Source organism: Streptomyces sp. NPDC050263 (assembly GCF_040655955.1).
In the GTDB taxonomy this organism is placed as follows: Bacteria; Actinomycetota; Actinomycetes; order Streptomycetales; family Streptomycetaceae; genus Streptomyces.
Map to the genome: position 1 here is coordinate 1 of NZ_JBFAKW010000053.1, position 17,211 is coordinate 17,211.

The 17,211-nt window shown below is 68.6% G+C and carries 22 protein-coding genes and 1 pseudogene; 9 read left to right on the plus strand and 14 right to left on the minus strand.

The window, feature by feature from the left end; genetic code table 11:
- Positions 1 to 197: 197 nt before the first annotated feature.
- The gene (locus tag AB0J04_RS23365; protein WP_363170480.1) at positions 198 to 332 is read right to left on the minus strand and encodes a hypothetical protein; all 135 of its coding nucleotides are present in this window, start codon (positions 330 to 332) and stop codon (positions 198 to 200) included.
- Positions 333 to 579: 247 nt separating this feature from the next.
- Between AB0J04_RS23365 and AB0J04_RS23370 the strand changes: the two genes are divergently transcribed.
- The 7 genes from AB0J04_RS23370 (at position 580) to AB0J04_RS23400 (ending at position 3,672) form a co-directional block, all read left to right on the plus strand.
- Positions 580 to 954 (plus strand): DUF317 domain-containing protein, encoded by a 375-nt coding sequence (locus AB0J04_RS23370; RefSeq protein ID WP_363170481.1) that lies wholly within the window; start codon positions 580 to 582, stop codon positions 952 to 954.
- A 54-nt stretch (positions 955 to 1,008) separates the two neighbouring features.
- The gene (locus AB0J04_RS23375; protein WP_363170482.1) at positions 1,009 to 1,302 is read left to right on the plus strand and encodes a hypothetical protein; all 294 of its coding nucleotides are present in this window, start codon (positions 1,009 to 1,011) and stop codon (positions 1,300 to 1,302) included.
- 50 nt (positions 1,303 to 1,352) lie between these two features.
- Positions 1,353 to 1,577 carry a hypothetical protein gene (locus AB0J04_RS23380; RefSeq protein ID WP_363170483.1) on the plus strand — a complete coding sequence of 75 codons (225 nt, stop codon included), beginning with the start codon at positions 1,353 to 1,355 and terminating at the stop codon, positions 1,575 to 1,577.
- A 119-nt stretch (positions 1,578 to 1,696) separates the two neighbouring features.
- On the plus strand, positions 1,697 to 1,993 hold the full coding sequence (locus AB0J04_RS23385) for an esterase (RefSeq protein WP_363170484.1): 297 nt from the start codon (positions 1,697 to 1,699) through the stop codon (positions 1,991 to 1,993).
- A gap of 469 nt (positions 1,994 to 2,462) precedes the next feature.
- On the plus strand, positions 2,463 to 2,819 hold the full coding sequence (locus AB0J04_RS23390) for a hypothetical protein (RefSeq protein WP_363170485.1): 357 nt from the start codon (positions 2,463 to 2,465) through the stop codon (positions 2,817 to 2,819).
- Positions 2,816 to 3,400 (plus strand): hypothetical protein, encoded by a 585-nt coding sequence (locus AB0J04_RS23395; RefSeq protein ID WP_363170486.1) that lies wholly within the window; start codon positions 2,816 to 2,818, stop codon positions 3,398 to 3,400. Before AB0J04_RS23390 ends, AB0J04_RS23395 begins: the two co-directional genes overlap by 4 nt.
- Positions 3,397 to 3,672, plus strand: coding sequence for a hypothetical protein (locus tag AB0J04_RS23400; RefSeq protein WP_363170487.1), 276 nt, complete (start codon positions 3,397 to 3,399; stop codon positions 3,670 to 3,672). The genes AB0J04_RS23395 and AB0J04_RS23400 overlap by 4 nt, the downstream gene beginning before the upstream one ends.
- A 13-nt stretch (positions 3,673 to 3,685) precedes the next feature.
- Here AB0J04_RS23400 and AB0J04_RS23405 read toward each other — a convergent pair whose 3' ends face one another.
- From AB0J04_RS23405 to AB0J04_RS23445, 9 genes are all read right to left on the minus strand, one after another.
- A complete protein-coding gene (locus AB0J04_RS23405) occupies positions 3,686 to 4,117 on the minus strand; it encodes a hypothetical protein (RefSeq protein ID WP_363170488.1) in 432 nt (143 codons plus the stop codon).
- Positions 4,118 to 4,168: 51 nt separating this feature from the next.
- Entirely contained in the window at positions 4,169 to 5,917 is a 1,749-nt protein-coding gene (locus AB0J04_RS23410; RefSeq protein ID WP_363170489.1) for a relaxase/mobilization nuclease domain-containing protein, read from the minus strand.
- A 2-nt stretch (positions 5,918 to 5,919) separates the two neighbouring features.
- A complete protein-coding gene (mobC, locus tag AB0J04_RS23415) occupies positions 5,920 to 6,393 on the minus strand; it encodes a plasmid mobilization relaxosome protein MobC (RefSeq protein ID WP_363170490.1) in 474 nt (157 codons plus the stop codon).
- A gap of 146 nt (positions 6,394 to 6,539) precedes the next feature.
- Positions 6,540 to 6,764, minus strand: coding sequence for a hypothetical protein (locus AB0J04_RS23420; protein WP_363170491.1), 225 nt, complete (start codon positions 6,762 to 6,764; stop codon positions 6,540 to 6,542).
- 91 nt (positions 6,765 to 6,855) lie between these two features.
- Positions 6,856 to 7,872, minus strand: a complete 1,017-nt coding sequence (locus AB0J04_RS23425) for a DUF2637 domain-containing protein (protein WP_363170492.1) — start codon at positions 7,870 to 7,872, stop codon at positions 6,856 to 6,858.
- Entirely contained in the window at positions 7,869 to 8,462 is a 594-nt protein-coding gene (locus AB0J04_RS23430) for a WhiB family transcriptional regulator (RefSeq protein WP_363170493.1), read from the minus strand. The genes AB0J04_RS23425 and AB0J04_RS23430 overlap by 4 nt, the downstream gene beginning before the upstream one ends.
- 100 nt (positions 8,463 to 8,562) lie before the next feature.
- Positions 8,563 to 9,270, minus strand: coding sequence for an ATP-binding protein (locus tag AB0J04_RS23435; protein WP_363170494.1), 708 nt, complete (start codon positions 9,268 to 9,270; stop codon positions 8,563 to 8,565).
- On the minus strand, positions 9,270 to 10,211 hold the full coding sequence (locus AB0J04_RS23440) for a hypothetical protein (RefSeq protein WP_363170495.1): 942 nt from the start codon (positions 10,209 to 10,211) through the stop codon (positions 9,270 to 9,272). The genes AB0J04_RS23435 and AB0J04_RS23440 overlap by 1 nt, the downstream gene beginning before the upstream one ends.
- Positions 10,212 to 10,214: 3 nt before the next feature.
- On the minus strand, positions 10,215 to 10,574 hold the full coding sequence (locus tag AB0J04_RS23445; protein ID WP_363170496.1) for a hypothetical protein: 360 nt from the start codon (positions 10,572 to 10,574) through the stop codon (positions 10,215 to 10,217).
- Positions 10,575 to 11,589: 1,015 nt separating this feature from the next.
- Here AB0J04_RS23445 and AB0J04_RS23450 point away from each other — a divergent pair.
- A complete protein-coding gene (locus AB0J04_RS23450; RefSeq protein ID WP_363170497.1) occupies positions 11,590 to 12,498 on the plus strand; it encodes a helix-turn-helix transcriptional regulator in 909 nt (302 codons plus the stop codon).
- A 46-nt stretch (positions 12,499 to 12,544) separates the two neighbouring features.
- On the opposite strand, the gene AB0J04_RS23455 is transcribed toward AB0J04_RS23450, so the two are convergent.
- Genes AB0J04_RS23455 through AB0J04_RS23465 form a run of 3 tightly spaced genes read right to left on the minus strand, consistent with a single transcriptional unit; the run spans position 12,545 to position 15,420 of the window.
- Positions 12,545 to 13,741: an amidohydrolase family protein gene (locus AB0J04_RS23455; protein ID WP_363170498.1), complete on the minus strand. Its 1,197-nt coding sequence runs from the start codon at positions 13,739 to 13,741 to the stop codon at positions 12,545 to 12,547.
- Between the two features lie 26 nt (positions 13,742 to 13,767).
- Positions 13,768 to 14,883, minus strand: coding sequence for an MAB_1171c family putative transporter (locus tag AB0J04_RS23460; protein WP_363170499.1), 1,116 nt, complete (start codon positions 14,881 to 14,883; stop codon positions 13,768 to 13,770).
- A 3-nt stretch (positions 14,884 to 14,886) separates the two neighbouring features.
- Positions 14,887 to 15,420, minus strand: a complete 534-nt coding sequence (locus AB0J04_RS23465) for a hypothetical protein (RefSeq protein ID WP_363170500.1) — start codon at positions 15,418 to 15,420, stop codon at positions 14,887 to 14,889.
- 703 nt (positions 15,421 to 16,123) lie between these two features.
- Here AB0J04_RS23465 and AB0J04_RS23470 point away from each other — a divergent pair.
- Positions 16,124 to 16,564, plus strand: coding sequence for a PPOX class F420-dependent oxidoreductase (locus AB0J04_RS23470; RefSeq protein WP_363170501.1), 441 nt, complete (start codon positions 16,124 to 16,126; stop codon positions 16,562 to 16,564).
- A 60-nt stretch (positions 16,565 to 16,624) separates the two neighbouring features.
- Here the strand turns inward: AB0J04_RS23470 and AB0J04_RS23475 are convergent.
- Positions 16,625 to 17,206: pseudogene (locus AB0J04_RS23475) on the minus strand (serine hydrolase domain-containing protein); the annotation flags it as partial.
- Between the last annotated feature and the right edge of the window lie 5 nt (positions 17,207 to 17,211).

The following is a 17,211-nucleotide window of genomic DNA, read 5'->3' on the forward strand; positions in this document are numbered from 1 at the left end:
CACCCGGACAGAGTGCCGGACACGCGCCGCCCGGCACAGCACCCGGACGACGCGTCACATCACAACAGGGCAAACATTCCCTGCTACGGCACTAGGAACGCGTCGATCGCCGAGGCCCTGCCGCAACACATTGCTCCGCGCCACGCATCTCAGTCTGCGTGGCGCTAGCCGAGGCCAGCCCACTGGTACAGGTCCGCTCACAGCGATCCGTCGGCCTCGGCGTCCACCAGCCGCGCCAGCTCCTCCACGCTCAGCTCAATCCGCCGCCCATCAGCCATCCGGGACCGGCCGACCGACGCCGCCTCGACGTCGTCGACAGCCTCGTCGTGCACGCGGATCTCCTCACTGCCCAAACCAGTTCCTCCCCTTCTCTCCACTCGGCTCCGTGAACGGCCGCTCCCGCACCAGCTGAGGGAGCGGCCGTTTCATTCCGCGTTGAACGGACGTCAGCCGTCGCATCCGCGGTCAGTTCGCCCACGGCAGACAGACACCGCGGGCAACGACTGGAGACACCGCCCAAGACCATGTCAACGTACGGGAGCCCGGAAAAACCGCAGGTCAACGAAGGGTTCTCTGCTCGTGAAGCTCACCGCCACCGCTCCGTTCCAGCCCCTGGCCGAGCTTCCTCCGCACGCCCTCGGCGAGCGTGAGTGGCTTCTCGAATGCCACTGTGCCCGACACGTCACCGACCTCCTCAAGAGCCAGGGATGGGACGTCGTCCCCGATCTGGACTGCAACGTCCACTGCTCCAGCCCCGACCAGCGCGTGTACGTGGGCTTCCTCCCCGAAAGCCAGGAGGCAGCGCGCGGCGAGCTGTGGCACATCCACGTCACGGACAACGACGGCACCACGGCCTGGCGCCAGACCTTCGGTCCGGACACCCCGGCACGGGCCGTAGCCGGGTTCCTCGCCGCGCTGGTCGCCTACCCCACCCGTTACTGCAGCTGCGTCTGACACCCAACTTCAGCCGCCGCAGCACCTGCCCATCTTTGTCCTGGAGGCCGCCCCATGCTCCGCCACTCGATCACCGTGACCGCGTACCACGCCGACAACACCGTCTGTCCTTCGGAACACCTGCACACCAGAAGCGGTAAGCCGCTCACCGAGGGGTGCACGGGACGAGATCACTTCGTCGCGTCGTGCAGCTGCTCCTCCTGGACGAGCAGCCGCTCGTCCACAAAGAACTACTCCACCGCGCAAGGCGTGCGGCATCGCGCCGAACAGCAGCGAACGGAGTCCGCCGCACCGCCCAAGGGCCCCGCCGTGCTGCGTGAACTCCTTCGACTCGACGCAGACGACTAAAACCGCCCAACACGCCCCCGCTTAGCACCCCCATCGTCCAGGAGGCTGTCTTGCCCTACGAGTTCACCGTCGGCCAGCTGGTCCATCAGCTCCAGACCTTCGATCCCGACCTGCCCGCGTACTTCGCCATCAACCCGGACTGGCCGTACGCCCACCGCATCGGCCGCATCGTGGAGATCACCGGATCGAACGGAGCCGTCTACATCGCCGAGAACGGCCAGGAGGGCGTGCTATCGCCCGCCGTCCGCAACCAGCTGGACTGGTCTGACGTATGACCTGTCACCCCCGTACGCAGCACTCTGCGCCGCCGATCAACCCCTCGCACCAATTGATCCTCAGTGACCTGGTCCGTCATCCCATGCCTGGATCTGCACGGGCCGCCCTCCTCCGCAGCGTGCCTCCCCATCCCGCCCAGCCGATCCGCACACTGTGGATGTCCGACCTGACGTCCGACCGGCTCCGCCCCGGCTCCATCCTGCTGAGCTGGGAACCCAGCCTCAGAGACGGAATGGACGTGACCGCTCACCTCGGTCTGGCCTCGGCCAAGGTCCTCCTCGCCAACTGGCCGGGCCTTCAGGGCGACTGGACTCCAGTCGTGCACCCCACATTGTTCGAGGTCATCGGCCTGCACGCCGCGCTATCCGTGGCCACCGACGCGTTGCACCTCGCGAACCACCTGGCCGCCAGCTAAAGATCCATTGCTACAAACAACGAGGGCTGCCCCAAGAGTTGGGGCAGCCCTCGTGGCCTTGGGGGACAGGCCCCGTCCCACCAGCCCCAACAGCCTTGCTGGCCCGGGGCCTTACGCGCCACCCGTTCCTGGCTCACCCCGCCGTCACCCTCAACCGGTGGTGGCAAGCCTGGACGGACAAGGACCCACCCTCCGAGCTCCAGGCCCTGATCGACGCGGTCACCACCGGACACGGCATTGACGTCTACTGCCGGATTTAACGAACCACCGGTAGCCAGCGAGAACAGCGCATCATACGTGCCACCTAGCGCCAAGCAAACGGTATTTGGGGGCGACACCGCCCGGACAGGTGACCCATGTCGACCCGCGTTCGGCAGAACGCCTACCAATGAAGAACAAGCCTCGGCTGGTGGTTCCGACACCGGTCACGAGGCCTCAACCCTGCACCTTCAAACCAAGGAACAAGATCATGTCCAAGGCAGCAACAAGCGTCGGCACCAAACACCTCACTTCACTGGCCCCACAGCCCGACACGCTCAACGTCGACCCCGTGATGCAGGCCCGCGTCGACGAGGCCGTCGACCGCATCATGGCGGCCCTTTCCGATCCCACGGCCGCCTTCGAGGCGCTCACTGCCGAACGCGGCGTCCAGGTCGTGGAGTGGGACGCCTCCACCCTCGACTCCGAGCTGCGCGACGGGTTCCTCGCCCACTACCTGGAGCACAAGGACAGCCGCCGCATCCTCGTCGTCCCCACCGGCCAGGACCCCGTCATCCGCCTGCGCGCCGTCCGAGCCCTCCTCTCCCACCAGAGAGTGACGGCATGATAACCACGATCCCCCGCGACCTCACGCTGACCGTCCGTCGTGGCCCCGTCGTCTCCCCCGGCAAGGCCGCCGACCTCCGCGTCGAGGGCGACACGGCCACCGTCGTCTACGATCGACACCGGATCAACCCGGGCACAGCCGTGTGGCTCGCCCGCGTCCTGCTCCACAAGCACGGGTACGCCGTCCGTGAGACGGTCCTCGACGGGATGGGGCCAGACATCACCGCCCTGTTCCAGGAGGCCTCCCGGCTCCGTCTGAACGTCGAGCTGGGTTCGCGCGTCGCCACCCCCACGGTCCGCGTCAACAACTGCGGCCCGGCGTCGTACCTGGTCCCCGCTGGCTGGAGTCTGGCGGATGCCGTCGACCGGCTGCCCGCCGCCCATGAGGCTGCCCGGCCTGAGGTCGTCCGCAATCTGCGGAGTATCACCGAGGAGAAGCAGGCCCACGGCGGCGCCCTCGACCGCGCCCTGGACACGGCGGCCGAGATGATTCTGGAGACGGGAGATCCCGACCGCGTGTGGGACACGCTCGCCCGTCTCCTCGACCAGGTCGAGTCTGGGCGGACGGGGGTCCTGGCATGACGACCACGACCGCCGAACGGATTATCGCCCAGATCAAGGCCAACCAGGCCGCCACCAACAAGGCTGGAATCGGCGGGCCCGCCATGAATGCCTTCAACGCGGAAGTCCTCCGACAGGTCACCGACTCCCCAGACCCGGCAGGCACCGTCCGCAAGATCTACGAGCTCCTCACCTGCGAGCGGGGCAAGATGGCAGCCGGGGGTATGCGGCTCGTGGACGCCTGTGTGTCGGCAGCAGAAGGGACAACCCAGTCGCAACGGTTAGCCGGGTAGCCGGCTAACCGGGTCACGTTGCCGTGACTCGGCTACCCGACTGGGCGAAATAGGTGCCGGCGAGCGTGCCGTCGTAGCCCGCGGCCTGGGCCGCAGCCTCCAAGCTCGGGTAGTCCTGGCCTCCTACGTCGATCATCGCCTCGTAGTCCGCGCGGGTCAGCTCACGCTCGACCCACTGGTGTGCGCAACGGCAGCGGATGCTGATCTCGTTACGGTCGCAGATCACCATCCAGTCGCGCCGAGCGCCACACTGCGGGCACATCACGGGGATCCCGGTGATGACGATTTCCTCGGGGTGGGTGGTGGCACGCAGACCGATGCTGCCGTCGCCGAGCTGCGTCTCCTGCTGAAGCCGCAGCAGCGGATCGTCGTCGAAGGCCGTGTCCGGCAGGACGGTTCTCTGAGCGTGGAGACCCTCGTTAAGTGTCTGCATCGTCTTCTCCATTCAATCAGCCCTAATAGGCGCCGACCGTCGTTGTCCAGCTCTTTGCGCTGCTCAGCGCCTCGGACCTCGGGAACGAGGATCAGCACGGTGGGTCTCCACCAACGTCTCGGGCGCCAGCGGCAGAGTCGGGTGAGGGCGCGACTGCGCTGCCCGCGCGTTCGTACGGGCACGGGGTGAGTCCATGGTGGCGGGCAGTTTGGCGATGCGTCGCAGTCGCCAGACGAGTACGTCGGTCACGTTGTCCGCGGTGTCCAGTTCGCGCCATTCGATGGCCCGCTGGAGCAGGTCTTCCGGGTCGTGTCCTGCACGCTCGGCCTGGTCCAGGGTGGCGGCGAGGGCGTCCCATCCGGATTGACGGCGTACGGAGTCGGCCTGCTCAGGGAGGACGGATTCGAGAGTGCCGGCGTACCGCTCTCGTACGGGCTCGGGTAGGAGTCGGCCCTGCTCGCGCATCACACCCATGGGGGCAGAGGCGGCCGATCGGTAGGCGCTGCGCAGGTGTTGAGCGGCTTGTTGGGCGGCTGCTGCCTGTTGCGCGTGGCCGCGGGCGGAGTGCCAGTGCACGGCGGCGATGGTGACGAGGACCATCGTGGACAGGAGCATCGCGGTGGTGCCACCGTCTTCGCCTTTGCCGAGGGCGTTGCCGGCGCGGATGATGCCGCGGGCGGCGGAGCGGATGGCTCGGTTGTCGGCGCGCTCGGCGCGGACGTGGCAGCGGGTGGCGCGCTCGAAGGCGCGAGCGGCCTCGGCGAGTTCCTTGCGGGTTGAGGCCGGGGCAGTCTGGGCGAGTGCGTCGAGAAGTTCGCCGACGCCGGCGAGTTGGGCGGCGGAGTCCTCGTCGTCGTCCCCGTCGAGGATCGATACCGCCCGTTCGGCGACCGGGGCTGCCTGGCGCCGGGCGCGGGCCGGGCGAGGTACTCGTTCATCAGGATGGTCGGTGACGGGCTCGTCGTCATCGGGCCGTACGGCGTCGAGGCGCTGGCGGATCCTGCGGAGAGAGAGGTCCGGGGCGAGTTTCGAGCCGGAGAACCAGACGGGTTGGCCGTCGCGGTTGCGGTCGCCGGGGAGGGCGACCTTGTAGCCGAGGGTGTCGCCGGACGGGGCGATGCGCTGTTCGACCCGAAGGCCGGCTTCGGCGAGGCGGTGGAAGAACTCCTCCTCGCTGGCGGCTCCGGCCAGGGCGTGCCGGACGCTTTCCCGCAGCGTCTCGCGGGGTGTCTCGGTCCGGCCGGATCGCTCGGCCTTGGAGCGTTCGGCGCTGGTGGGGCGCTGGGCGGCGGTGCGGTCACCGCCGTTGAGGATCTGCAGGCCGAACTCCTCCTCGATCTCACGGCATTCGGCCTGGGCACGGATGCCGTCCTGGTGGCGGCGGGGGCGGCGGCCGTCTTCGCGGACGAGGGTGGCGACGAGGTGGATGTGGTCGTCGGCGTGGCGTACGGCGATCCACCGGCAGGCCTTGTCGTCGCCTTTTTCGGCGATGCCGGTGGCGTGGACGATGCGGCGGGCGACCTCGGCCCATTCGGCATCGCTGAGGTGACGGTCGCCGGGCGCCGTACGGACGGGGCAGTGCCACACGTGCCGGGCCGGACGGCGGTTCTTCGGGAGGGCGAGCACGGGCAGGTCGAGCCGGTCGGTGAGCTGCTTGAGCGTGGCGGACGGGTCACGTCCGGGGTCAGGGGCGAGCCCGGGCATCCAGGACGCGACGAGGTGCGGGTCGGTGTGCTCGTCCCGACGGCCTGGTCCGTAGAGGTAGTTGAGCAGTCCATACGTGCGGCTGCCGGTGGAGATGTCGGGGACCACTGTCAGCGTCGTGCCATCTCGGTCGCGGCGGCCTCGACCCGGTCTGCGGCCCGCAGGACACGGGCGACCGCGTCGTCCGCGTACTCCACCTGACCGCCGGAGTTGAGGATGCGGGCCACCTGGTTGAGGTTGTTGCCGGCGCGGGCGAGCTGTGTGCTGGCGGCCATGAGTTCTTCGACTCGGCCGCGCTGGTCCAACAGCCATGGCTGGGAACCTCCTTGGGCATGGGCGACCGCGACCGCGGCGTCGGCGAGGAACCCGGCGGTCTTCAGGCCGACGGCTTCCGCGGCGCGCTTCACCAGGTCGAGTTCGTCCTGGGTCAGGCGGACGCTGCGGACTTGGTCGCGGTGGACGCTCTGGCGCAGGCGAGGGCGTGTACGCGTCGGAGCGGGCGGGTTCGGTTCCTCTCCTGGCTGCGATCCGCCCTCGGTCGCAGCCTCCGAGCCCGGCGCCCCCTGGTGCCGGGTCTCCCCCACCCCTCCTGAGGCGGGGGTAAGCCCTTCCGAAACTCCTTCGCGGCCCTGGGCCGCGAAGGAGTTTCGGAAGGTACAGCTTGCTCGGCTGCGTGCCGGGCAGTGGTCTTGTTGCAGGTCAGAGGTGATGTCGACCCGCTCGGAGCGTGTCATCGGAGTGTCTGGGCCTTCGTGCGGCGCACGTCGTGGAGGACCTCGGCGACGAAGTCGAGGGCGAGGACCGGGTGGTGCAGGGTGCGGGGCGTGCTGGTCGGGGTCAGCTGCACGGTCCAGGTGCCGTCCGGGCCGGGTTCGGCGTGGTGAAGGTGTCCGTACTGGCGGAGCACGGTGATCCAGGCGTCGGCTTCGGCAGGGGTGGCCGGTGTGGTGCGCATTGTCTGTCTCCGGGGCGTGTGGAACGTGGTGGGGTGCGGGGCGGGCTGCCAGGTTGATGCCGTTGGCCGCCCGCCTGTCCGGGCTGTTCGGTCAGCCAGTCTTGGTGACCGAGTCCTGTCCGGTTTCGGCGCGGAGCTGGCGCATCAGGGCAGTCAGCCGGTCGTTGGCCAGGGTTTTGCCCTGTCCGCGGATGGCGTCCGCGACGACCTCTCGGGTGATCTTGCCTGCGGCGGTGACCGCCTGACGGGCGATCGGCAGGAGGGTGTCCGCCGACGGGGCGGTGTCCGGGCCGCCGTTGTCCGAGGTCTCTGAGGCGGTGTCCGGGCCGGTCTCCGGCTCGGTGACCGACGGGGCGGCCAGCCGCAGGCGGGTGACCGGGGAAGGTCTACTGACCGGCTGTCCGCCCAGGCCAGCGTCGTCTCCGCCGTCCGCCGGCTCCGGGGCGCTCTCCGGGTGTCCGGACAGCTCCTCCCGGTCAGTCGTCCGCGGCATGTCCGGGCCGGAGGTAACCGCCGGACGGCTGCTCTCCGATACGGAGAGGGCGGCCGAGTGTCCGGAGGTGACCGGGACCGGCCGGCGTCCGTCCGCATCGACCGGAGTCTCCGGCCGGTCAGCCGTGATCCGGTCGGTGTGGACGCCGAAGGTGCCCGGCTGTCCGTGGTGACCGGCTTCGGCCACCCGCCGGGCGATGAGGATGTACAGGTGGACGGCTCCGGCCAGGGCGAGCGGAGCGAGGGTGGACAGCGCGCCGACGGTTACGTCGCCGAGCCGCAGTCCGCCGCCCCCGGGACTCTGCTGGTTGAGGCGCACGGCGTGCAGGGCGTTGGCCCAGATGCTGGCCGTCGTCGCCGTGCCGAACAGCATCCACACGTACAGACGGGCGGCGAAGGAGGCGGTGCGCAGGACCAGGAGGGCGCGTACCCCGTAGGCGATGAAGCCGTCGATCACCAAGGGGAAGAGGAACGTGAGGGGTCCGCGGACGTGGATGGCGGTGGCCATCTGCTGCAGGGCGTCGTACGAGAGCGCGCAGCCGGCGCCGCCGAGGGCGACGATGGCGGCCCGGTCCCAGCCGGTGATCCGCGCCGGTATCGGCGCGTTCTGGCTCACGCGGCCGTCCCGAGGTCGCCTCGTGCGGGGGTCTCCGCTGCGGGTGCCTTGAGCACCTTGGTACGGCTCTTGGACTTCCTCTTCCCCTTGTTTGTCTTCTTCTGCTGGTCGACGGCCCGGTTGCGGATCTCCCGGCGGGTGCGGCGGTAGAGCTTCTCGGCGTGCTCCTCGGTGACCTTGAGCAGCCAGGCGAGCCGTTCGGCCGGCATCTCGTCCTGGTAGGCGGCGCGTACGACGGCGTCGCGCTCGGCCTGGGTGAGGTGGATGTCGCGACCGGCCAGCACGGCGTTCACGCGGGCGTATTCGAAACGGCTTTGGAACTTGCGGTGCAGCGGGTCGCGTTCCTCTTCGGTCAAGCCGCCCCGGATGCCGTCGCGGTCACCGTTTTCGAGGGCGGCGTCGAGGCAGGTGGCACGGACGGGGCACTGCGCACACAGGGCCTTGGCGGCGCGGATGCGGTCCATCTCGTCCGGCTCGGGGAAGAAAAGGTCCGGGTCGACCTGGTGGTGGGGCGTCGAGCGGCAGGCGGCGCTCTCGTGCCAAGTGAGGTCGCCGAGGGTGCGCGGCATCTGGTTCTCGGTGCTGTGCATGTGGGTGTCTCCGGTCGCCCCGGGCGCGTTTTGGGCATACGCGACCCGGGGGTTGGTGCGTGAAGGAGGCGGAAGCGGTGGCAGCCAGTCGCGGCAGGGATCAGGCGGCAGGGATGCGGCGACGATCGGCTGCGAGGGCTCGTCTGCGGTCGGGGCCGTCGAGGATGACCTTGTCGCTCATCTCGGTCAACCGGGAGGCGACCCGGTCGCCGACGTGCTGACGCAGGTCGGCCATGCCGAGGTTGGTGGTGATGAGGGTCGGGAGCATCTCGTTGTAGCGGCGGTTGATCAGCCGCATCGTGATCTCCTCGGTCCACTCGCTGTTCTTGGCCGCACCGAGGTCGTCGATGATCAGCAGCGGGCAGCGGGCGAGGTCCATCAGCTCCCGCTCACCGTCGTGCCCGGGGCGGGGCCGCAGCTCCGCGTACAGGTCGGCGGCCGTGGTCGCCTTCCAGCGCAGCCGGACTCCGGCGATGAGCAGAGACCGGATCGCGCCGTACGCCTGGTGGGTCTTGCCGGTGCCGGTGGTGCCGACGATCAGCAGCGAGCGGCCCTGGGCGATGCCGGGGGCTCCCTCCGGTCCGGGACGGCCGGCCTCGGCGACCTCGCGGACCCAGGCGGCGACCGCCGGGTGGTCGGCGATGGCGGTCTGGTAGCGGGCCGGGATGCGGGCCTGGGCCGCCTGGAGGGCCGGGATGGGCTCGACCGGGTCGGTGATCGGGGCGGCCGGGTCGATGCCCCGGGAGGTGAGGATGTTGGCCAGGCGGCGGGCGATGCCGCCGATGGGCTGGGCGTCGTGGTCGCGCATCACAGCTCCTCGGCGTAGGCGGCGGCAGGGTCGGCAGGATTGGCCCAGGCCCGGTGACCGGGCACGTTAGGCCGCGATTCCGTCCGCACCAAACCGGCGGAGGTGGCGTTCATCGCCTCGTGGACAAGGCTCGGCAGCGTGCTCGGGTGCAGCCCCTTGGCCCGGTGGCGGGCCAGCCCTGCGCGGATGTGGGCAGGATCGATGCCTTCGGCGAGGAGCTTGGCGGTCTCCCGTCCGAGGTGACCGAGCACCCCGCTGGGCGGACGGTGGGCACAGGCAGCGGCGTACTCGGCCATGAGCTGCTGAGTCGAGACGGTCTCCGGCGCGGGGGCGCCTGCGCTCCCCGAAGGAGAAGTAGTTCCTAGATCCAAGTTCCTAGGTCCTAGATCCGGACCGTGAGGACTCGTGGAAGGCTCACTGAGTCCTCCATGACGGCTCCGCGAGGGCTCGTGGAATGTGCTCTGAGCTGCTGTTTTCCGATGCTCGGAGAGTTCCTGCGCGGTGCGTGAGCCCTCACGGAGTCCTCCGTGAGCCTTCAGGGAGGACTCCATGACGTCTCCGTGAGGTTGTGGTGCGCCCTGGCTGAGCTGCTCGACGTCGTGGTCGGGGCAGGCGGGGAAGCGGACGCCGCTGGGTCGGTTGATCTTCTGGTGTTGGCGCCAGGTGACGATGTGCAGGTACCGCTTGCCGTCGTCGCCCTCGTAGCGGCAGATCAGATGGGCGGCGGCGAGCTGGGTCAGGTCGTCCTCGACGTCCACGGGGCCGTGCTCCGGGCGCAGCGACCACAGCAGTCCGGTGATGACGGCAGGCTGGTCGCGGAAGCGGCCGTGGTCGTCGGCCTGGGTGAGAAGACCGAAGAAGGTCCGCTCAGCGGTGAGGGAGACCGCGGCGAGCGACTCGGACGCGAAGGCCTCGGGCTTGATCGTTCGGATCCGGGCCACGGGTCAGCGGCCCCCGTCCGATGGAGCGCAGGCCCCAGCAGCGGGCTGCAGGATCCCGGTGGTCAGGTCGAGGTCGTGCGCCTCATCCCAGTTCTTTTCGGGGAAGGCTCGGATCACCCAGCGGGCGGTGGCCACGCGCTGGGTCCGGTTGAGAGGTATGGGCTGCCCCCGCTCGTCGTACGCGCGGGTGTAGGGGCTCGGCCAGGTCTGGCTGGGCTGGTGCTGCGAGACGCGGATGATGCGGGCACCGGGCACCATGTCCGTCAGAAGGGCAGCCAGGCGGTGCTGGCGGATACCGTCGGTGGGTGCAACGGCCTTGGCGGGCTGGGCGGCGAGCGCCCTTCCGCTCCGGGATGCGGGCATGCGAGAATTCCTCACTCGTAGGTGGGGTGGGGCGGCCGTTCTCGTCGAAAAGGTCAGCCGACTCGCCCCGGTTATGAATCCGCGCCCTTCGGGGTGGCGGTCCCGGCGTCCGGAAGCTGCTAACTTCTGGACGCCGGTCTCATTTCCCTCTGAAAATCGCGGACTTGGCGATTGACGCGGTTCTGGTTTCCCTCCTTCTCGCGTGGGCTGCGACCCGGCGGTTTCGCCGGCGGAGCAGCAACATATGCCTGGTGTTGCCAACGTTCCAGCGGGCGGCGCGCATTGGTCCATTTCGACGCCAACTCGACATATATTTACGAGACTCGATGCACGATCTCCCCAGGCACGGCGTCAGGAGGTTCGCGGCGTGGCGCATGAAGGGGCCGGAGCCCGGACGGACGCCGGGCAGCGCCTGCACCGGGGGCCACTCTTCAGCACGGACCGGGCAGGACTCCGCATCCTGGACTGGCACGCGTGAAGTCCGTCGGCACATGGACGCAATCAACCCGGCCCGGACTCCAGAGACGCAGCATCGCTACGTAGTTGAGGCTGCATCAAACAGATGATTGACCCCACCTCAGCAGGCCGCGCGCAAGTACAGGAACGTCACAAGTCGCTTAACGAATCAGTCCCGGCAGCGACCGGAATGCCATCCGCAATGGGAGACATGGAACACCCCTCCGTGTGGTGGCAACCACCAAGTCCCATACAGGGACAGGGAATAGCCGTCCGAGCAATCCCAGAGCCCACACAAAGGGGCGAGATCGCGCACTGTCCGACGCCCGGGAAACGCGAACGCTCGGGCGCCGGCTGCGATACGGGAACGCTCCGTCCGCGGGACTGCCCGAGCCTCGCGCACCCTCCCTGCAACGCCGAGACACTGCAGAAGGAGCGGCGGACGAAGACCTGAGCAGGCGTGCGGGGCACCTCGTTTTTCGCTAAGATGAAGCTATTGCGATTTACGGAAAAAGTCAACGCACCGACGTTTCTTCGGTTTGAGTAAAAACGAGGTCCGATGTCCGCTCGCCACTTCGACAGAGGTCGTCTCCGCGCGGTGCGTCGAGCTGCCGAGATCACTCAGACCGAGGTGGCCGACGCCCTCGGCGTGGGCGACTCGACCGTCGCCGGCTGGGAGACTGGGCTGGCGACCCCCGACCCGGAGAAGCTGCCTGCCCTGGCCAGGGTGCTCAAGCGCGACCTGAACGATCTGTTTCCGCGTTACGGGCTACCCAACTTGGCGGATCTGCGCTGCGACGCCGGCCTCTACCAGTACGAGATGGCCGCGGTGATCGAGATGAAGAGCGCCGGCCCGGTCGCCGGAGCGGAACGGGGTGACCGTCCGCTCCGAGACAAGTACATCCCGGCCTTGGCAGCGACGTACGACGTGACCGAAGAGGAGCTGCGGCGGGCGGCGGACCGTTCGATCGCCGAGGCAGAGGAGCGGAAGAAGGGGGGCGGAGAACCTGAAACGCATGCCGTGGCAGCTGCCCCCGTCGCCACCGGGTCGCCCGGGTCTCTCGCTGAGAAGATCACTCTGATCCTGACGGGCTCGTACCCGGGGCCGCAAGGGCCCCCGTCCGATACTGAGATCGCTGACGCGGTCAACGCTCACGCCGGGTCGCAGGTCATTACCGAGGAAGGGGTTCACGCGCTCCGGACGGGCACTGAGGAATCCGCCTCGCCCGTCGTCCTCGATGGCCTGGCCGCCTTCCTCGGCGTGTCCCCTATGTACTTCCAGCCGGACGACGCCGTGGCCCGCCAGGTCTACGAGGGTCTGCGACTCTTGTCCGCGTCGAAGAAGGGGTCCGTGGGCCGCGTCAGGGGCCGAGGTATGGGGGCTCAGGGCCTGCCGTCGGACGCCATGAAGTTCGTCAACGACTTGGTCGCGGAGCTGGAGGAGCGGGAGCCGGACGCGGACGAGTAGTGCCCGTCCAGAGCCCCCGAGGTACCGCCGGACAGGCAATGAGCAGCTACGACTGCTGCGCCGCCTCGCGCGGCTCATACCGCCGCCCCGCTGCGACGACGGTGAGCACCGCCTTCAGCGCATCGAGATCATCGAGGGGATCCCCGCCGACCACGAGCAGGTCCGCGCAGAAACCGGGAGCGAGCTGCCCCGTCGTCTCACCCAGCCCGAGCGCATCGGCCGCGTCGGCGGTCGCCATGTCGAGGATCCTGCTGTTCGGCAGACCAAGGTGCGCATAGAACGACAGGGCGGGCACCAACCCGTCGAACCCTGCGCGCTGGACCCCTGCGTCGGTCCCGGCGATGAGCTTGACGCCTGCCTCCGCCATCTGCCGCACGAGATCGAACATGGCCGCCGCCCGCTCCTCGCCGAAGAAGCGGGGAAGCATCTGCCAGTGAGGACTGACGGCCGGACAGACCGCAATGCCACGGTCGATGATCTGCTTCAGGACGTCCGGACGGAGGTCGAAGCCGTCGTTCGTCATCCACGTGCAGTGCTCGATCGTGTCGACGCCCGCTTCCACGGCCGCGGTGATGCCGTCCGTACCGTGCGCGTGGGCGGCCACCGGCAGGCCAGCCTGGTGGGCCTCGTCCACCAGGGCCTGGAGCTCTTCCGGGGTGAACTGGTTCTGCCAGCTCTTCGGTCCGTCCTTGGTCAGGCCGCCTCCGGTGACCATCGCCTTGATCGCGCCGGCACCCGCCGTGATGTTGCGCCGTACGAGGTCGCGGACCTCGGTCACGCCGGAGACCTCGCCCCCGAGGAAGTGACAGTGTCCCCCGGGCGGGGTCGCGGGCGTGCCCGCCGAGACGATCCGAGGGCCCGGCGTGCTGCCTTGGGCGATCTCCTCGTCCAGGCGGAGGGCGAGGCCGTTTCGGTCGCCCAGGTCACGGGCCGTGGTCACGCCGCTGAGCAGGAGCTGTTCCGCACGGCGGCGCATGTCGTTCAGCAGGGTCTCGTCGCTGGACTCGTGGAGCGTGGCCACGGGGTCCGCGCCTCCGTCGAACGCGAGGTGGACGTGTGCGTCGATGAGACCCGGCAAGACCGTTCCCTCGGGGAACGCGAGGTGCACCGCGTCCGCGCCGACCTGCTCCGCGATCTCTGCCCGTGGTCCCACCGCCGTGATCGAGTCACCCTCGATGAGGATGGCGCCGTCGTCCAGGTACGTCCCGGAGTCGACGAGGACTCGGCCTGCGGTGATCAGCATCTGGTCTCTCCTTGGTACTTCGGTGGTCAGGCCGACAGGCGCAGCGCGTCCGAGACGGCGATCAGCTGACGGACATCTGCTTCCCGGTTGTCCTCCTTGGGCACCGCCAGCGGTACCGCCGGACGTGGCGCAAGGGCTCCCTTTCCAATCGTGCTTACGGCGTGCCGAAGGCGGTGCGCCAACACGGCAGGGGGGAGTTCGAGCACTTCGGTGTCCTCCGACGCGTCGGCCAGGAACGGGCTGACGTCAACCAGCCCGTCACGACACTCCACTATCCGTCGGTGGTAACGGCGGTGCACGCCACGCGCCCGCCACCGGTCCCAGAGTTCGGAGGAGGCAGGCTTCAGCACGTTCTCGGGATAGGCCTCGGCGAGCAGTTGCCACAGCGGAGCCAGCCGACGGTGGTCGCGGCGGCGGCGCAGCCAGAGCCGTACCGCCGTGATCCTCGCGGTGGCCCCGGGGTAGGTGACGCCCACGAAGAACAGCAGGATGGACACCACGAGGAGGAACGCGACGCCCGCCATGAGCGGCTGCGGCACGGTCTTACCGCTCCATCGGATGACGACGAAGACTGCGCGCACGGCGCAGGCCACCGCCATTGTGCTGAGGCCGATGGCGGCCATCCACAGGCCAGTGGCGTGCGGTCGCCGCGACATGCGGGCATAGCGGCGAGTCCACCGGCCGGCGACGCCGAGGGCGTACATGAGGTACAGGCCGGCGCCAGCGTAGAAGAAGGCGATCTGCGGGATCGTCATGTCCGCCGTACTGAAGGAACCGGCGAACACGTCGTGCGGGACCGACAGCGCGGCGACCGTGATCGCCACTGCCACGGCTCCCACTATGAGAGCCTCCCGCCTGGCGCGAAGCCGCCCGGTCCGTTCGTCGGCCGAGTACAGGTAGAAGCACATCAGGAAGTAGACCGTGAGCAGGAGCAGCACGTTCTGGATCAGTTTCGCGGTGCCGTGTCCGGCCACGGTGTCGACGCCCGAGGCGCCGCCGGGCATGGCCAACGGATAGGACAGCGCGGCACTCAGCAGGCACAGGGTGACGGAACGAAGCGGCGCGTCATGGGGCGCTCGCGACCACTGGTACAGCTTCCAGACTACGGCAGCAGCGAGGCCCAGGAGAATTACTCCGGTCACGGGTCAGAGCCACCCTCGTCGGTCGCCCAGCGCCGCCTGGACACGTCGGACCGAGGGGTCCTCGGACATCGGGGTGACGTGATCAAGCACCGACGACCACTCCAGGATGATCGTGGCCGCGAGTTCGACGGCGCACTCCTCCCCGTCGTCGTACGAGCACCGACGGGCCACGCGCCGGATCAGCGCGGGGTCGAGCACCGGGATCATGCTGGCCCAGCCCTCGACGAAGTCGTCCGGGGCTTCCTGCTCCTCCTCGGCCGGCTCGTCCTCGGCCACGATGATGTGGAACACCTCGTGCAGGATGATGTGGTCTTGGTGCAGAGGGGTCGTTTCCTGCTGGAAGAGGACCACGTCCATCTGCGGCGTGTCGACCCACAGCCCCGACGGTCCCGGCTTCTCCAGCGGGAAAGGCCGCAGGACGATCGGGCGCCCCCGTCTCTCGCCGAGTGCCCGGCACAACTCCTTCACGTCCAGCGGAGGCTGGACGCCGAGGTCCTGAAGCTCTCGCCGCAGCCGACGGTGCAGGTCTCGCTCCACCGTCCGCTTCTGAGCGGTGCGCCATCGCCCCAACCGCCGACGGCTCACCGCGCCCTGCGCAGGCACCTCGGGTTCAGCCGCATCGCGGTCACTTCTTCCCGACCACATCAGTAATCCCCTTCGTACCAGCCGTGGATGGCTCGTCCACGAAGCCGGGCAACGACCGCGCCCGTTTCAAATCAGATCCAGTCCCCGTCGCATGACACAGCCGAAAGTGATCACGGGCATCGAAGGCGGCGCGTCAAACCAGGCTGCGAACGCCCCGGCCGATGGGCCGCAAGGGGTGCACGCCCAAGACTCCTCACCATCGAGAGTCGCTAGAGCGAACAGGTAATGACACGACATCAAGCGCCCTCGGCGGGCTTCGGGAACTGCATCGGACACTACGTGAAGCTCATGTCGAGATCTGACTGAAAGTCGCCTCTCAGGCCCCACCGACCCCCACACAATGAATCGCACCAAATCGGCACAGCTGGATATGGATCATGCTTTTGAGCTGGCACTTCTCACACCTGACGCGCCCACGCCAACCACCACGAGAGGCGCCGAGTTTGTTACCGATCCGAGATTTTTGCACCATTAATACATGGGTCAAACATCTCCATTAATACCTAAACCCCTCGAATCCTGAGCCAAGGGGCGAGGTGTGGCCCTAGCCACTTTCAGACAGCATGGACATCATTCGCGATTACGCTTTCCGGCCATGCGCACCGAGATAAACCGCCAAAGTGATGGCTACCTGGAGTTCTGGAACGAGTACCACTTGTGCACCCTGACGACGCTCCGGCCGGACGGCCGCCCGCATGTCGTGCCGGTTGGGGTCACCGTGGACGCCGACGCCGGTACAGCTCTGGTTATCACTCGCAAATCGAGTAAGAAAGTCGCCAACCTTCAAGCAGCGTTGCCCGGCCAAGCACGCGTCGCCGTCTGCCAAGTGGACGGAGGCCGCTGGGCGACGCTGGAGGGCACGGCCGAGGTCCGCACGCACCCAGCGGCTGTGAACGACGCCGTGATGCGCTACGGCAAGAGGTACGGGCGGACGCCGGCCCCGGATCCGGAGCGCGTGGTCATCGAGATCACGATCGACCGGGCTATGGGGCATGTCGATGTACCCAAGTCCAAGACCACGAACGCTGCGGCCTGACGGGGGCTGTGGGCCAACTGCGACGCTCTAGCGTTCCATGGAAGCGGGAGAGGCCCCCGGTTACGTCAGCGAGGCTCGCACCGCCTCCACCAGCGACGCCGCCCGCGCATCGTCCGGGTCCTCGATGATGTGGTTCATCACGTAGCCGAAGGCGATGCCGTGTTCCGGGTCGGCGAAGGCGAGGGAGCCGCCTCGGCCGGCGTGACCGAAGGCGGTGGGGCCGGTCATGGGGTTGGTGTCGGTGGGCAGCATGTAGCCGGAGCCGAACCGGCTCGGGATCAGCATCACCCGGTCCGTCCCGCAGGACTGTTCCCGGGCCACCGACGCGACGGTCTCCGGCGTGAACAGACGTACGCCGTCCACCTCGCCGATCAGTGCCGCGTACATGCGTGCCAGCCCGCGCGCGGTGCCGATGCCGTTGGAGGCGGGGAGTTCCGCGGCCTGTGCCTCGGGCGAGTTGAAGTCGATCTCGACCGGGTCGGTGACCGCGAACGCCCTGTTCCTGAACGAGTTCGACTCGCGCCAGGCGGCGACCAGATCGTGGAGCTCCTCGGGGATCGACGCCGACGGTGCGGTGGCGAAATCGACCTCGGGCTGCTGGTACGCCATCCGACGGACCCTGTCGCGTTCGCTCATGGGCAGTACCA